Annotated in this window: 14 protein-coding genes; 7 read left to right on the top strand and 7 right to left on the bottom strand. The window is 58.9% G+C overall.

The genetic code is table 11. The features are described from left to right. Positions 1 to 36: 36 nt before the first annotated feature. The 7 genes from ispC to rpsB form a co-directional block, all read right to left on the bottom strand. A complete protein-coding gene (gene ispC / locus ACIGG6_RS15450) occupies positions 37 to 1233 on the bottom strand; it encodes a 1-deoxy-D-xylulose-5-phosphate reductoisomerase (protein WP_399845570.1) in 1197 nt (398 codons plus the stop codon). Continuing rightward, positions 1230 to 2051: a phosphatidate cytidylyltransferase gene (locus ACIGG6_RS15445; protein WP_399845567.1), complete on the bottom strand. Its 822-nt coding sequence runs from the start codon at positions 2049 to 2051 to the stop codon at positions 1230 to 1232. The genes ispC and ACIGG6_RS15445 overlap by 4 nt, the downstream gene beginning before the upstream one ends. Beyond that, positions 2044 to 2829 (bottom strand): polyprenyl diphosphate synthase, encoded by a 786-nt coding sequence (gene uppS / locus ACIGG6_RS15440; protein ID WP_399845565.1) that lies wholly within the window; start codon positions 2827 to 2829, stop codon positions 2044 to 2046. Before uppS ends, ACIGG6_RS15445 begins: the two co-directional genes overlap by 8 nt. Positions 2830 to 2935: 106 nt before the next feature. Beyond that, on the bottom strand, positions 2936 to 3493 hold the full coding sequence (frr, locus tag ACIGG6_RS15435) for a ribosome recycling factor (RefSeq protein ID WP_044629720.1): 558 nt from the start codon (positions 3491 to 3493) through the stop codon (positions 2936 to 2938). Between the two features lie 4 nt (positions 3494 to 3497). Next, on the bottom strand, positions 3498 to 4268 hold the full coding sequence (gene pyrH / locus ACIGG6_RS15430; protein ID WP_253505740.1) for a UMP kinase: 771 nt from the start codon (positions 4266 to 4268) through the stop codon (positions 3498 to 3500). 122 nt (positions 4269 to 4390) lie between these two features. Further along, positions 4391 to 5260 (bottom strand): translation elongation factor Ts, encoded by an 870-nt coding sequence (gene tsf, locus ACIGG6_RS15425; RefSeq protein ID WP_253505742.1) that lies wholly within the window; start codon positions 5258 to 5260, stop codon positions 4391 to 4393. Positions 5261 to 5474: 214 nt separating this feature from the next. Continuing rightward, a complete protein-coding gene (gene rpsB / locus ACIGG6_RS15420) occupies positions 5475 to 6224 on the bottom strand; it encodes a 30S ribosomal protein S2 (protein ID WP_253505744.1) in 750 nt (249 codons plus the stop codon). A gap of 322 nt (positions 6225 to 6546) precedes the next feature. Between rpsB and map the strand changes: the two genes are divergently transcribed. The 7 genes from map (at position 6547) to ACIGG6_RS15385 (ending at position 14467) form a co-directional block, all read left to right on the top strand. Next, entirely contained in the window at positions 6547 to 7338 is a 792-nt protein-coding gene (map, locus tag ACIGG6_RS15415; RefSeq protein WP_062360004.1) for a type I methionyl aminopeptidase, read from the top strand. Next, a complete protein-coding gene (locus ACIGG6_RS15410) occupies positions 7338 to 10013 on the top strand; it encodes a [protein-PII] uridylyltransferase (protein WP_399845563.1) in 2676 nt (891 codons plus the stop codon). The genes map and ACIGG6_RS15410 overlap by 1 nt, the downstream gene beginning before the upstream one ends. A gap of 248 nt (positions 10014 to 10261) precedes the next feature. After that, positions 10262 to 11458: a succinyldiaminopimelate transaminase gene (gene dapC, locus ACIGG6_RS15405; protein WP_399845562.1), complete on the top strand. Its 1197-nt coding sequence runs from the start codon at positions 10262 to 10264 to the stop codon at positions 11456 to 11458. A gap of 36 nt (positions 11459 to 11494) precedes the next feature. Next, a complete protein-coding gene (locus ACIGG6_RS15400) occupies positions 11495 to 11839 on the top strand; it encodes a Spx/MgsR family RNA polymerase-binding regulatory protein (protein ID WP_399845560.1) in 345 nt (114 codons plus the stop codon). A 57-nt stretch (positions 11840 to 11896) separates the two neighbouring features. After that, positions 11897 to 12922, top strand: a complete 1026-nt coding sequence (gene dapD, locus ACIGG6_RS15395; RefSeq protein ID WP_044629729.1) for a 2,3,4,5-tetrahydropyridine-2,6-dicarboxylate N-succinyltransferase — start codon at positions 11897 to 11899, stop codon at positions 12920 to 12922. Further along, positions 12909 to 14081 carry a succinyl-diaminopimelate desuccinylase gene (gene dapE, locus ACIGG6_RS15390; protein ID WP_399845558.1) on the top strand — a complete coding sequence of 391 codons (1173 nt, stop codon included), beginning with the start codon at positions 12909 to 12911 and terminating at the stop codon, positions 14079 to 14081. The genes dapD and dapE overlap by 14 nt, the downstream gene beginning before the upstream one ends. Continuing rightward, positions 14078 to 14467: a hypothetical protein gene (locus ACIGG6_RS15385; protein ID WP_044629731.1), complete on the top strand. Its 390-nt coding sequence runs from the start codon at positions 14078 to 14080 to the stop codon at positions 14465 to 14467. The genes dapE and ACIGG6_RS15385 overlap by 4 nt, the downstream gene beginning before the upstream one ends. The last annotated feature ends 118 nt before the right edge of the window (positions 14468 to 14585 follow it).

Raw genomic sequence — 14585 nt, 5'->3', positions numbered from 1 at the left:
TCCTTTGCACGACACGCTGCTCAAAAATAGCTGAGGCTAAGCGGTTAACTGGCGTATGGTGTGCGCGGCTTGCTCTCGAGCCCAGCGGTCCGCAGCAAGCACGCGTTCAAGTGAATCCGCCTGACCGGGATACGGCAGGGCCATCACCTTCGCGACAACGTCCGGAATCGCACCAAACGCGATGTTCTCCGCTAAAAATGCCTCAACAGCAACTTCATTAGCAGCGTTAAGCACCGCCGGAGCGGCCCCACCTGCCTGCATCGCCTCTCGGGCTAGTCGCAGGCAGGGAAAGCGTGTTTCATCTGGGGCTTCAAAATCGAGCCGCGCGACTTGGAACAGATCTAGCGTTTCCACGCCGGCATCAATGCGCTCTGGCCAAGCAAGCCCATAGGCAATCGGTGTGCGCATATCGGGATTACCCAACTGAGCAATCACGGAACCGTCGTCATAGGCTGCCATAGAGTGGATCACGCTTTGCGGGTGAACAACGACCTGAATCTGCTCGGGGGTGGCATCAAACAGCCAGCACGCTTCGATTAATTCGAGTCCTTTATTCATCAGCGTGGCGCTATCTACGGAGATTTTACGTCCCATGGACCAGTTAGGATGAGCGCAGGCCTGCTCTGGTGTTACGTTAGCAATATCGGCAGCCGACCAGCCGCGAAACGGCCCGCCCGATGCGGTTAGAAGCAGCTGACGCACGCCGTGTTTGGCTAATCCGCCGCGATGCTCGCTGGGTAGACACTGGTAGATGGCATTATGTTCAGAATCGATCGGCAACAGCGTCGCCCCGGAGCGTGCCACGGCATCCATAAACAGCGCCCCGCTCATCACCAGGGCCTCCTTATTGGCCAATAGCACGCGCTTACCGGCTTCGGCTGCCGCCAGCGACGGCAACAGGCCTGCCGCCCCGACGATCGCCGCCATCACGGTGTCGACCTCAGGCGCTTGGGCGACCTCGCACAGCGCTTCCTGCCCCGCCAGCGCCACGGTGTTGGAGCCTGCTTGGCGGAGCGCTTGCTGCAACCACTGGGCATCGGCGTCGTCATCCAACACGGCAAACCGGGGAGAGTGCGCTTTACACTGGTCAAGCAGCGCCTCTTTTGAGGTATGCGCCGTTAGGGCATAGACGCGGTAACGCTCCGGATGGCGCGCGATGACATCCAAGGTGCTTTTACCGATGGAGCCGGTGGCACCGAGCACAGTGACCAACTGAACCGAGACGTGACTCATAGCGCGCTCACCTGAAGTGACAGTACCTGCAGATACAACAGCGCAAAGATGGGGATGGCCGCGGTGAGACTATCGATACGGTCCAGCACACCACCATGACCTGGCAGCAGCTGGCTGGAGTCTTTAATATTACGGTAGCGTTTCAACATACTTTCAAACAGGTCGCCAAGCACTGAAGTCAGCGTCACCACTGCGGTAATCACGATCAGCGCCACGCCCCCCATCGCTCCAAGGGGCTGCCAAAGGGCAAACAGCAGGGCTAGCAGCATCGTGGCAGCAAGCCCCCCATACACGCCCTCCCAGGACTTGCCTGGACTAACCCGCGGGGCTAATTTGCGCTTACCCCAGCGGCGACCAGCAAAGTAGGCGCCAATGTCTGCCGTCCATACCAGCAGCATCACAAACAGCAGCCACACCGCCCCGCTATCACGCAGCACGTTAAAACCCACCCAGCACGGCAGCAGCACCCAAACGCCCATGAGTAGACGACGTGAAGTGGCTTGCCACTGCTGACTGCTTTCCGGGTAGTGCGTCACCCAGTAGAGGTTCAGCAACCAGCCAGCGGCGGCCAGCCACAACGGCCAAACTGCAAAGGCAGCGCCGCTCAGCCACAGCAGGGCCATGAGCACCGCCATACCGGCCACCAGCGCTAGGCGCGTGCGCGAGACGATAACGCCCGCCAAGTTGGTCCATTCCCAGGTACCTAACAGCACGATCAGCGCTGTAAACAGCGCAAAGGCACCTCCCTGTAATCCAAACAGACCAATTAGCGTGACAGGAGCTAACCAGGCTGCGGTGATCATCCGCTGTTTAAGCACCTTGCGCCTCTATTTGTTCGTCGGTCATGCCAAAACGGCGACGTCGTAAGCAGAAATCATCGAGCGCTTTGTCGAAGGCCGCCCCATCAAAATCTGGCCATAACAAGGGCGAAAAGTGCAGCTCGGCATAGGCCAGCTGCCATAACATAAAGTTCGAGAGCCGCTGCTCGCCGCTGGTACGAATACACAGATCCACCGGCGGCACCTGGTCAGTATTCATGGCCGCATCAAAGCGCGCTTCATCGATGGCCTCGGGCGCCAGCTCTCCGGCAGCCACCTGCTCGGCGAGCTGGCGCGCGGCGCGGGCGATGTCCCACTGGCCGCCGTAGTTCGCGGCAATCACCAGATGCATGCCCGTGTTCTCGGCGGTCAGCGCTTCGGCGCGCTGAATATGCTTTTGAATCGCGTGGGAAAAGCCACGCTGTTCGCCAATAATCGACAGACGGATATTGCGCTCATTAAGTTTTTTGACTTCGCGTTTAAGCGCCATCAAAAACAGCTCCATCAGCGCATTCACCTCAGCGGCAGGACGTTTCCAGTTTTCGCTGGAGAACGCAAACAGGCTTAGCGTTTGAACGCCTCGCTCAGTTGCACGCTCAATCACCGCTCTCACGGCTTCGACACCGGCGCGGTGGCCGCGCACACCCGAAAGCCCACGTGCCCGCGCCCAGCGGTTGTTACCATCCATAATGATAGCAACATGAGACGGCAGTGCTTCCTCGGATCGAGAAAGCGTCGTGCCGCCCGGCTGCTCTTGGGGAAGCTGCGGAGACGTCATGGGTTCTCGCACCAAAGATCAGTCATAAGTAAGCCAAGCGATGGCCCACGGGCAGCTGAGCTACCCGTGGCTAAGTGAACGCAGGCAGTGATGTTAACAACAATCACTAAACCTGCATGAGATCCTGTTCTTTTGCGGCAAGTGCCTTATCGATCTCAGCGATATATTTGTCGGTCAGCTTCTGGATTTCGTCTTCGCCCTGGCGCTGATCGTCCTCGGTAATTTCTTTATCCTTAAGCAAGGATTTGAAATCACCGTTAGCATCACGACGAACGTTACGCACAGCCACGCGCGCGTTTTCTGCTTCACTACGTGCCTGCTTAATGTAACCCTTGCGTGTCTCTTCGGTCAGCATCGGCATCGGCACACGAATCACGTTGCCTGCGCTTGAGGGGTTGAGGCCCAAGTCAGAGGTCATGATCGCTTTTTCGATTTTAGCCACCATGGACTGCTCCCAAGGAGCCACCGCCAGGGTACGGGCATCTTCAACGTTGACAGAAGCCACTTGGTTCAGCGGCACTTGGCCACCGTAATACTCAACGGTCACTGCATCCAGGATGCTGGGGTGAGCACGACCCGTGCGGATCTTGTTGAAGTTGCTGTGCAGCGCCTCAACGCTCTTCTTCATGCGAGACTCTGCATCTTTCTTGATGTCGTTGATCACGTTGTTACCCTCTGTCTATCAGCGTGCCTTCCTTGCCTCCAACCACGAGGTTAAGCAGGGCACCAGGCTTGTTCATATCAAATACCCGCACCGGCATATTATGGTCACGTACCAGGCAGATTGCGGTCAAATCCATTACGCCCAGCTTCTGATCCAGAGCGTCGTCATAGGAGAGCTGGTCGTATTTCACGGCGTCAGGGTGCTTCACCGGGTCCTTATTGTACACGCCGTCCACCTTGGTGGCCTTGATGACAACGTCTACGTCCACTTCAATGCCGCGCAAACAAGCAGCAGAGTCGGTGGTAAAGAAAGGGTTACCGGTGCCAGCAGAGAACAGCACCACGTCGCCAGACGTTAAATAACGGATGGCAGTGCGGCGGTCATAGTGCTCCACCACACCGCTCATGGGAATCGCTGACATCACCCGCGAGCGAATATTAGAGCGCTCCAGAGCATCGCGCATGGCGAGGGCATTCATCACCGTTGCCAGCATTCCCATGTGGTCACCCGTGACCCGATCCATGCCGGCTTCGTTCAACGCCGCACCACGGAACAGGTTACCACCACCAATCACAATACCGACCTGTACGCCAATACCGACCAGCTGGCCGATCTCGAGCGCCATACGATCCAGCACTTTCGGATCAATACCAAAATCGTGCTCACCCATCAGCGCTTCGCCCGATAGCTTCAGCAAAATACGCTTGTATTTTGACTTTGACTTGTCGATTTTGGGGGCAGCAGTGGGGGTAGACTCTTGAACATCACGTGACATGGCATCTCTCCTGAGGCAGACCTGGGCACAGGTGGGCGAGGTGGCACCTGTATTTCACAGGGGCCGGATACACGAAGGCGTGCGCTCGCGCGCACGCCATCTTCTTACTGGAACCTCTGACCTTAGCGACGGCCAGCCTGTTCCATGACTTCTTTAGCGAAGTCGACTTCTTCTTTCTCGATGCCTTCGCCCACTTCAAAGCGAGTGAAGCTAACCACTTCACCACCAGCTGCTTTGACGAACTCAGCAACGGACTGGTTCGGGTCTTTAACAAACGGCTGCTCGGTCAGGCTGTTCTCGGCCAGGTACTTCTTCAGGCGGCCTTGAACCATCTTCTCAGCGATTTGCTCAGGCTTACCGGCCATGTCCGGCTGGGCCAGGATGATTGCCTTCTCTTTGTCCAGCTGCTCTTGCGGCATCTCTTCAGGATGCGCAACCGCCGGGTTGATCGCCGCTACGTGCATCGCAACATCTTTGGCTGCTTCGCTGGTGCCGCCTTTCAGAACGGTCAGAACGCCAATGCGGCCACCGTGAACGTATTCGCCCACCAGACCACCTTCAACGGCATTCACGACAACGGCACGACGCACGCCGATGTTTTCGCCGATTTTCTGAACCAGCTGCTCACGAGCGGACTCAAGGTCACCCGCCATCACCGCTGCAACGTCTTCGTTTTTCGCCGCAAAGAACGCATCAGCGATCTTGTTGGAGAAGTCGATGAAGTTGTCGTCACGGGCAACGAAATCGGTTTCAGAGTTGATTTCGACCATTACGCCGTAGCTGCCATCTTCTGCTACACGAGTAACCACCGCACCTTCTGCAGCGGTACGACCCGCTTTTTTCGCGGCTTTAAGACCAGAGCTTTTACGCAGGTTTTCGATCGCGACTTCGATGTCACCGTCGGCTTCGGTGAGTGCTTTTTTACACTCCATCATGCCAAGACCGGTACGTTCGCGCAGTTCCTTAACCTGAGAGGCGCTGATAGCTGCCATGAGATTTCACCTCGGAAATGGTTCTAACTGAGAGTTAAACGCGCTACAGAGTATAAGCACGATAGATGACCGTTGCGTATCACTGTGCAGAGCGCTTGCCGGCATTCATCCGGCATGATCGGCCCGCCTGAGCGAACTCAAAGCGGGAAAAAGGGGGCATAAGGCCCCCTCTTAACACGATGCGGCTCAACCTGCCCGCCGCACCACTGCAGCCTTACTCGGCAGCTGCGTTAGTGTCGGCGGAAGCGGCTTCTTCAGTCACTTCGACGAACTCGTCCGGACGACCTTCTTTCGCGCGACCACATGCGTCGGCAATCGCCTTCACGTAGATCTGGATAGCGCGGATGGAGTCATCGTTACCCGGGATCACGTAATCAACGCCATCTGGGTTAGAGTTGGTATCTACCACGCCAATGACCGGGATACCCAGCTTGTTGGCTTCGTTAATCGCGATGCGCTCGTGGTCAACGTCAATCACGAACAGTGCGTCCGGCAGGCCGCCCATGTTCTTGATACCGCCGATAGAACGCTCAAGCTTCTCTTGCTCACGCGTTGCCATCAAGACTTCTTTCTTGGTCAGCTTCTCGAAGGTACCGTCTTCGCGCATCACTTCCAGATCACGCAGACGTTTGATGGACTGACGAATGGTCTTGAAGTTGGTCAGCATGCCGCCCAACCAGCGATGGTTGACGAACGGCTGGCCAACGCGATTCGCTTCTTCTTTGATGATCTTGCTAGCGCTGCGCTTGGTGCCAACAAACAGAATTTTGTTGTTGGATGCCGCCATCTTCTCGACCACGTCGATCGCTTCGTTCAGCGCCGGCAGGGTGTGCTCGAGGTTGATGATGTGAATCTTGTTGCGCGCGCCGAAGATGAATTTACCCATCTTCGGATTCCAGTACTTGGTTTGGTGACCGAAGTGAGCACCTGCTTTCAGCAGGTCACGCATATTAACGTGAGACATGGTAAAACTCCTGAAACTCGGGTTAGGCCTCCACGCACCCCATGGATCCGACCAGTAGCGTCGTTGAACGTCGCTAAAGGCACCCGGGACCATGTGCCGGTGCATGTGTGTTTTCAAGGCTTGCTGTTGTGCAACCCAGCGGTGCTGCGTTGCGATCTCGTTGCCCTTTCGCGTAGCGCCAGCCAGTATAGAAGCATTGGATGGCGATTGCAGGAAAGCGCGCGGCTTTATACCATAGATCATTGCCAAGATGAAGTCGCGGCCGCGTTTCGGCATTTTCATTTGCGACCCATCACTTACCCAGAAGCCACATCGAGAATTCATGAACGTTCCTATTAAGACGCCTTCTGAAATCGAGAAAATGCGCGAAGCCGGTCGCCAGGCGGCCAGCGTTATCGAAATGATCACTCCCCACGTTAAAGCGGGCATTAGCACTGGCGAGATCGACCGTCTGTGCCACGAGTACATTGTTAACGAGCTGGGCTCGACACCGGCACCGCTGAACTACCACGGCTTTCCCAAAGCAACCTGTACCTCCATCAACCACGTGGTGTGCCACGGCATCCCCGATGACGCCAAAAAGCTCAAAAACGGCGACATCATGAACCTGGACATCACCGTGCGCACACCGGATGGCTACCACGGCGACTCCAGCGTGATGTTCGTGGTGGGCGACACCATTCAGGGCGAACGGCTGTGCCGCATCACCCAAGAGTGCCTGTATAAAAGCATTGCGCTGGTGAAACCCGGCGTGCGTCTTTCTGAGCTTGCCCGTGTGATTCAGCAGCACGCCGAAGCCCATGGTTACTCGGTGGTACGTGATTTCTGCGGCCACGGCATTGGCGCGGACTTCCACGAAGACCCGCAGTTCCTGCACTACGACGGCTATGCACCGGATGCCGACATCCGCCTAGAAGCGGGCATGTGCTTCACCATCGAGCCGATGATTAACGTGGGCGGCTACAAAACCAAAGTGCTGCGCGACGGCTGGACCGCCGTCACCAAAGACCGCAGCCTTTCGGCCCAGTGGGAACACACCCTACTGGTCACCGACACCGGCGTTGACGTGCTCACTGCGCGCAGCGACGAAGACTTTAGCTTTCTGAACGCCTGATGCTCCTTCACCACTACCGGTTCGAGCCGGACACGTCGCTTTATGATCTAGACCTGTTTCGCACCGAGCTTGCCGGGTCGCGCTCTCCTATCGCCCCGTTTAAAGCCGCGCTGCGGGAAATCCAGGCACGCCTGGATGAACGCTTTCGCGCCGGTAGCGATATTCGCGACTTGGTACGCGGCAGGGCGTGGTATCTCGACCAGCTTCTCGCCATTGCCTGGGCCCAGCATGCCTGGCCCGATGACGGCGTTGCGCTGGTGGCCGTGGGCGGCTACGGGCGTGGTGAACTGCATCCCCACTCGGATATCGACCTGCTCTTACTGCTTGAGCACGACGACGACACGCCTTACCGGGAGCCTCTCAGCGCCTTTATCACCTTTCTCTGGGATATCGGCCTGGAAATCGGCCACAGTGTTCGCTCGCTCAACGACTGCGAGCGGGAAGCCGAAGCAGACGTCACAGTGATTACCAACCTGCTGGAGTCGCGCCTCATTGCCGGGCCGGAAAGTCTGCGTGAGAAGATGCGCGAGCGCCTGAGCACCCCGAACCTGTGGCCCGCCGACCGCTTTTTTGAAGCCAAGTGGCAAGAGCAAATTGCTCGCCACTACCGCTACAACAACTCCGAGTACCACCTGGAGCCCAACTTAAAAAGCTCCCCCGGTGGCCTGCGGGATATCCAGATGATTGGCTGGGTGGCTAAGCGCCATTTCGGCACCGAGCAGTACACCGACATCGTCGCCAACGGCTTTATGAATGACGCGGAGCTGCGCATTCTCAGCCAGGGCCAGGCGTTTCTTTGGCAGGTGCGCTACGCCCTGCATATGCTCACAGGCCGAGCCGAAGACCGCCTGCTGTTTGATCACCAGCGCACCATTGCCGAGATGTTTGGCTTTAGGGATACCCCCGAGCGGCTCGCGGTCGAGCAGTTCATGAAACGCTACTACCGCCACGTGACGGCTCTCGCCGGACTCAACGATATGCTGCTACAGCACTTCGACGAAGTGATTTTGCGCGGCAAGGAGTCGTTGGAAACCGTTAAGCTGAACGAACGCTTTGAAACCAAGGGCGGCTACATCCAGGTGCGCACCCGCAACCTGTTCCGCGAGCGCCCGGCGGCCATGCTAGAGCTCTTCCTGCTGATGGCCAAGCATCCGGAAATCGAAGGGGTACGCGCCGATACTATTCGGCTGATTCGTGACCACCGCCACCAAATTGACGACCACTACCGGGAAGACCCACGCCACCAGCGGCTGTTTATGGCCATTATGCGCGCGCCGGGTAACGTCCCCCGCCAGCTGCGGCGTATGAACCGCTACGGCATTCTTGGTAAGTACCTGCCGGAGTTTGGCCGCGCGGTGGGGCTGATGCAGCACGATCTGTTCCATATCTATACGGTGGATGCCCACACCCTGCGCCTGTTGAAGTTTCTTCATGGCTTCCGTAAACCGGATGCCAAGGTTGACTTCCCTGTGGCAGCCGCCTTGATCCATCAGCTGCCCAAGCTGGACCTGCTGTGGATTGCCGGCCTGTTCCACGATATCGGCAAAGGGCGTGGTGGCGACCACTCAGAAATCGGCGCGCGGGACGTCGAACAGTTCTGCCATCGCCACCATATTTCCCAGCACGACACCAACCTGGTGAGTTGGCTGGTGGAGCATCACCTGCTGATGTCGATGACCGCCCAAAAGCGAGATATCAGCGACCCGGATGTGATCCGCGACTTCGCACTGATCGTGCGCGACGAGACCCGCCTGGACTACCTTTACGTGCTCACCGTTGCCGATATCAACGCCACCAACCCCACGCTGTGGAACGGCTGGCGGGCATCGCTGCTGCGCCAGCTCCACGCGGAAACCAAACGCGCCCTGCGGCGCGGGCTGAAAAATCCACCGGATCGAGACGACTGGGTGCGCGAAACCCGCACTGAGGCGCGCTCGCTGCTGCAAACAGTCGGCGTCGATAGTGGCCAAATAGACCAGCTCTGGGAGTCGCTGGGGGAAGATTACTTCCTGCAGTACGCACCCAGCGAAATTGTCTGGCAGACTCAAGGCATTCTGGCGCACCAGCCGTCACCGCTGCCGTTGGTGCTGATCAGTGCTCCCACCGCCGACATGGCCGAAGGCGGCACCAAGGTGTTTATCCACACCCGCTCGGTGGATGACCTGTTCGCCGCCACTGCTGCCGCCATGGAGCAGCTGGGACTCTCGATCCACGATGCCCGCATTGCTACTTCCCACAACGACTGGACGCTCAACACCTTTATCGTGCTGGATAGCCACGGCCAGCCGATTCGCGACGCAGAGCGCATTGAAGAGATGCGCCAGCACTTGGTAGAAGAGCTGGATGACCCGGATGACTATCCAGAAATCGTCACTCGACACACGCCGCGCCAGCTCAAGCACTTCAAAGTGCCTACCGAAGTGGTGATCGAGCAGGATCCGGCCAATGAACGCACCCTACTGGAACTGACCGCCCCCGACCGCCCCGGTCTGCTGGCTCGGGTAGGGCGCATTTTCATGGAGCAAGATATCTCGCTCTCAGCCGCTAAAATTGCCACGCTAGGCGAACGGGTTGAAGACGTTTTCTTCATCACCACCAAAGCAGGCGAGCCGCTCACCGACCCCGAACGCCAGCAGCAGCTCCGCGAACGACTGATTGAGGTATTGGGGGTTTAAAGCTCGCGCTGTCTATGAATGCCGGGGGCTGGTTGAAGCGAGGGTCTTTCGCCATGGATGGCGAAAGTAGCGCCCATGGATGGGTTCACAGCGCCCTCGCAGCAACCTGCCCTCGGCACCACTAAGCGCAATTGGCTGTTTTGCTTGTTCGGTTAGGTTTGAGCCTGCACCAGGGCTTGCCTATAATCGGCGGTTCGATAAATGGTTTTGCCCACAGTTCCTGCCCTTACGCTCTCAACGGACGCGCCATGAACCCTGATCTCAACGCCCTACACCCCTATCCGTTTGAAAAGCTGGCCGCTCTCAAAGCGAGCCTAACGCCACCGGCGGGACTGACGCACATTCCGCTCACCATTGGCGAACCCCAACATGCCCCCTATCAAGGCGCGCTGGACGCTCTCATTGTCCACCAGCTAGAAATGGCCCGCTACCCGGCCACCAACGGCCTTCCCACCCTACGCGACGCGATTGCGATCTGGGCCACCCAACGCTTCCAACTGGCAGGGTTGGATGCCGAGCGCCAAGTACTGCCGGTGAACGGCACTCGCGAAGCCATCTTCGCTTTTGTACAGGCCGCGTTGGACCGCACCCGCCCCGCAAAAGTGGCCGTACCCAACCCCTTCTACCAGATTTACGAAGGCGCCACTCTGCTGGCAGGCGGCGAGCCACTCTACCTGGACTGCACCGCCGAGAACGGCTTCCGCCCCGATTTTTCAGCGGTCAGCGCCGACACCTGGCGCGACGTGCAGATCGTGTTTATCTGCTCGCCGGGCAACCCGACCGGCGCCGTCACGCCGCTGGCCGAGTTCAAACAGCTGATTGCCCTGGCCGACGAGCACGACTTTATCATCGCCTCCGATGAGTGCTACTCCGAGCTTTACCTAGACGAGAACACGCCACCGCCAGGGCTTTTGCAGGCCTGCGCCGAGCTTGGCCGCGATGACTACCGCCGCTGCGTGGTCTTCCACTCGCTCTCCAAGCGCTCCAACCTACCAGGGCTGCGCTCTGGCTTCGTGGCAGGTGATGCCGACCTACTCGCCCCGTTCAAGCGCTACCGCACCTATCACGGCTGCGCCATGTCGCTGCCACTACAGCACGCCTCCATTGCCGCTTGGCAAGACGAAGCCCACGTGCGCGCCAACCGCGACGCCTACCGCGAAAAATTCAGCGCGGTGACAGATGTGCTTGCCCCGGTGATGGATTTTCCCACTCCGGAAGCGAGCTTCTACCTCTGGCCTGCGGTGCCGGGTGGCGACGATATCGCCTTTACCCAGCGGCTATTCAGCGAACAGCACGTGAGCGTACTGCCCGGCAGCTTGATGGGTCGCCCAGGGCAAAACGGCCTTAACCCCGGCGCGGGTCGGCTACGCTTAGCGTTAGTGGCGGAGCTTGAGCCGACCTTAGAAGCGGCCAAGCGCCTTCGCCAACTGGTCGAGCGCGGCTAACGCGCCGCGCCGCTTAAGACGACGAAAGGAGGCTCTATGCTAACGCTCTACATGATTCATAACTGCGACACCTGCCGTAAAGCGCGTAAAGCGCTGGACGACAAAGCGCTGATGTATAAAACCCACGACCTGCGTAAAGATGGCCTTTCTGCGGCGCTGCTTGAGCACATCTTGAATCGCGTACCGTTGGTTGAGGTGATCAACAAACGCAGCAAAACGTGGCGCGATCTTTCTGACGAAGAGAAAGATTACGATGCCAACTCGGCGCGCCAGCTGCTGCTCACCTACCCAACGCTACTGAAACGGCCGCTGCTGGAGCTCGACGACGGCTCCATTCAGATCGGCTACCGCGATGGCGACTATGACAAGCTAAGCGGCTAACCCTGACTCGCTTTCTCTCACTCAATTTCTCTCACTAACCTCTAAGGAATACGCGTTATGCTGAGCTTCGCGCTTGGAATCGGCACCCAAAACACCCAGGGCGACTGGCTGGAAATCTACTACCCGGCCCCGCTGCTCAATCCGGACGCGAGCCTGGTCGCCGCTGCCAAAGAGGCCCTGGATGCACCGGCGGGCAATGCCCCGGTGAGCTTCTTACCGGAAGACTGCACCCGCTTGGCCAAGGCGCTGGAAGCGGCAGGCCACTCCGAGCAGGCCGCTCTGGCCGAGTCGCTGGCCACTAGCCAGCGCCCGCTGGTGGCGATGTTCCTGGAGAGCGACCAGCCGCCGCAAACCGCACCTGAGGTGTACCTGAAGCTGCACCTGCTGTCGCATCGCTTAGTGAAGCCTCACGGCCTGGACCTGACCGGTATGTTCGGCCTGCTGCGTAACATCGCCTGGACCAACGAAGGCGCAATCGATATCGAAGAGCTGCCCACGCGCCGCCTGAAGGCGCGCCTCGCTGGCCGTACGCTGTCAGTCGACTGCGTGGACAAATTCCCCAAAATGACCGACTACGTGGTGCCCACCGGCATCCGCATCGGCGACACCGCGCGCGTGCGCCTGGGCGCTTACCTGGGCGAAGGCACCACGGTGATGCATGAAGGGTTCGTCAACTTCAACGCGGGCACCGAAGGCCCCGGCATGATCGAAGGGCGCATTTCCGCAGGCGTTATGGTCGGCAAAGGTTCTGACCTGGGCGGCGGCTGCTCCACCATGGGCACACTCTCGGGTGGCGGCAACATCATCATCAAAGTGGGCGAAGGCTGCCTGATTGGTGCCAATGCCGGTATCGGTATTCCGCTGGGCGACCGTTGCACCGTGGAGGCCGGCCTCTACATCACCGCAGGCTCCAAAGTGACGCTGCTGGATGACCAAGGCCAGGAAGTGAACACCGTTGCCGCCCGCGAGCTGGCGGGCCAAGACGACCTGCTGCTGCGCCGCAACTCACAAAATGGACGCATCGAGTGCCTGACCAATAAAAGCGCCATTGCGCTGAACGAGGCGCTGCATGCCCATAACTGAGCCTGCCTCACTGTCGCCTACGCTGAAGCTGGCCTTTGAGCTGCTTGGCCGGGCGTCGGTGACCCCCGACGATGAAGGCTGCCAGGACCTGATGATCGAGCGCTTAACGGCGCTCGGTTTCCATATCGAGCAGCTACCGTTTGGCGATGTGAAGAATTTTTGGGCGGTTCGTGGTCACCACGGCCCGGTGCTGGCGTTTGCGGGGCACACCGACGTGGTGCCCAGCGGGCCACACACTAACTGGGAATTTCCGCCTTTCGAGCCCTGCATCGACGACCAAGGCATGCTCTGCGGGCGCGGCGCGGCGGACATGAAAGGCAGCCTGGCAGCGATGCTGACGGCAGTGGAGCGCTTTGTCGCCCGCTATCCTGATCATGACGGCCGCATTGCGTTTTTGATTACCTCCGATGAGGAAGGCCCGGCCATCGACGGCACCCGTGCGGTGGTAGAACATCTTCGCGAGCGCAATGACCGCCTGGATTACTGCATCGTTGGCGAGCCATCCTCTACTGCTCGCCTAGGCGATGTGATCAAAAACGGTCGTCGTGGCTCTTTGGGCGGTGTGCTGCATATTAAGGGCATTCAAGGCCATGTGGCCTACCCTCACTTAGCGCGCAACCCGATCCACCAAGCGATGCCCGCCCTGGATGCGCTCGTCAACGAGCACTGGGATGCAGGCAACGACTTTTTCCCTGCGACCAGTTTTCAGATATCTAATCTGCGTGCCGGTACAGGGGCGACTAACGTCATTCCTGGCGACGTGGAGGTGGTGTTCAACTTCCGCTACTCCACCGAAGTCACCCATGACGAATTAAAGTCGCGCACCGAGGCAATTCTGGATCAGCACGGCCTTGAGTATCACATCGACTGGACGCTGAATGGCGAACCGTTCCTGACGGCCGAAGGTGAGCTAGTGGAGGCGGCGATTCGTGGCGTGGAAGCCGTGACTGGCGAACGCCCAGCGCTTTCTACCAGCGGCGGCACCTCGGATGGCCGTTTTATTGCCACTCTGGGCGCTCAGGTGGTAGAGCTTGGCCCGCTGAACGACACCATTCACAAGGTGAACGAGCGCGTGCGCGCTAGCGATTTGGATGCGCTGAGCCGCATCTACGAAGCAACCCTTCAAGCGCTACTGACCACCGACGAGGTAAGCGTATGATGGAGCGGTTTCCGGATATCGAAGTGTATCTGGCGCGGGTTACGCTGGATGACATTAACGCCTGGCTGGCTGACGTGCTGAGTGCACCGCCCCTTAGCCCAGCAGGAAAAGGCAAGTGGAAAACCCGTGGCCAGTATCAGGGCGATAGCGTCCCGGTGCTGCTGGTGGATAACGCCGCGGATGGTTTTGCCAGCCTCTGGTTCGATAGCGGTCACACCCCGTGGCACACCGACCAGGAGTGCGCCCAGCACGCCGCTGAAGCGCTGCAGGTGGAAGTCCGCTGTTCGCTGGGGGGCTGGCACCCTGGCGACGACCCAGACCGCTTTTGGCAGGTGCTGCCCGGCGGCCAGGAAAAAGCCATCGAATGGCCGGACTCAGGCCGTTAAACGCAAAAACCCCCGCAAGCGCGGGGGTTTCAGACTGCTGACGAACCCACCTATTTTGGTGGGTTCGTTGCGTTTAGAGCAGGCGTACACTCGCGGCCTGACTCACCACCCTCATCGC

This window comes from Vreelandella lionensis (assembly GCF_044543515.1).
Taxonomy (GTDB): domain Bacteria; phylum Pseudomonadota; class Gammaproteobacteria; order Pseudomonadales; family Halomonadaceae; genus Vreelandella; species Vreelandella lionensis.
Note: the sequence above shows the minus strand (reverse complement) of the source record. Positions and strands in the feature narration are given on the sequence as shown.

Bases quoted from the DNA above. Each gene is read 5' to 3' on its own strand.
- dapC (WP_399845562.1), top strand. From the start codon at position 10,262: ATGAACCCTGATCTCAACGCCCTACACCCCTATCCGTTTGAAAAGCTG.
- rpsB (WP_253505744.1), bottom strand. From the start codon at position 6,224: ATGTCTCACGTTAATATGCGTGACCTGCTGAAAGCAGGTGCTCACTTC.
- dapE (WP_399845558.1), top strand. From the start codon at position 12,909: ATGCCCATAACTGAGCCTGCCTCACTGTCGCCTACGCTGAAGCTGGCC.
- ispC (WP_399845570.1), bottom strand. From the start codon at position 1,233: ATGAGTCACGTCTCGGTTCAGTTGGTCACTGTGCTCGGTGCCACCGGC.
- map (WP_062360004.1), top strand. From the start codon at position 6,547: ATGAACGTTCCTATTAAGACGCCTTCTGAAATCGAGAAAATGCGCGAA.
- uppS (WP_399845565.1), bottom strand. From the start codon at position 2,829: ATGACGTCTCCGCAGCTTCCCCAAGAGCAGCCGGGCGGCACGACGCTT.
- dapD (WP_044629729.1), top strand. From the start codon at position 11,897: ATGCTGAGCTTCGCGCTTGGAATCGGCACCCAAAACACCCAGGGCGAC.
- pyrH (WP_253505740.1), bottom strand. From the start codon at position 4,268: ATGTCACGTGATGTTCAAGAGTCTACCCCCACTGCTGCCCCCAAAATC.
- ACIGG6_RS15400 (WP_399845560.1), top strand. From the start codon at position 11,495: ATGCTAACGCTCTACATGATTCATAACTGCGACACCTGCCGTAAAGCG.
- ACIGG6_RS15385 (WP_044629731.1), top strand. From the start codon at position 14,078: ATGATGGAGCGGTTTCCGGATATCGAAGTGTATCTGGCGCGGGTTACG.
- ACIGG6_RS15410 (WP_399845563.1), top strand. From the start codon at position 7,338: ATGCTCCTTCACCACTACCGGTTCGAGCCGGACACGTCGCTTTATGAT.
- tsf (WP_253505742.1), bottom strand. From the start codon at position 5,260: ATGGCAGCTATCAGCGCCTCTCAGGTTAAGGAACTGCGCGAACGTACC.